The 448-nt window shown below is 43.1% G+C and carries 1 protein-coding gene; it reads right to left on the reverse strand.

Going from position 1 to position 448, the window contains the following annotated elements:
• Window positions 1-307: hypothetical protein (locus D7X99_RS42045; RefSeq protein WP_199756440.1), on the reverse strand; the 307-nt coding region annotated here is incomplete at its 3' end.
• Window positions 308-448: the final 141 nt, after the last annotated feature.

The raw sequence follows: 448 nt of genomic DNA on the forward strand, positions 1-448 counted from the left end.
TGCCTTTATGATAGAATCCCAGCAAGTTATAAACGATGAACTTTTGCCAATCCTGTAACAAGAACGGCTTACCCATAAGTGGCGTGCCGTCTAGCATCTCGCCTTGTTTATGGACGAATGTTTTTTCGATGATTTGAATGACAAACTCGGCTTCTTTCGGATTGAAGTCATATTTTGGATTCTCCAAGTCTTTAAAAAATCGTTTGGCCGCCTGGATCAGCTCACGACAGGCTACCTTACGACCTTCGACTATGCTTTTGGCGTACTCCATCACAGTGTCGTAGTTCTTGAATCCCTTTTTCTTCATGACAATTCACTCAACACCTGCGCAAGCTTCGACTTATTTTGCTGTTCAATCGTGATGGATTCAAATGATTTTGGATTCAAGCATAGTCGGTCGGAGTAAGTCGCTATGTCTTTGCGCAGACTTTCCATTGCGGTGTAAAGG

This window comes from Corallococcus sp. AB032C (genome assembly GCF_003668935.1).
GTDB lineage: Bacteria > Myxococcota > Myxococcia > Myxococcales > Myxococcaceae > Corallococcus > Corallococcus exiguus.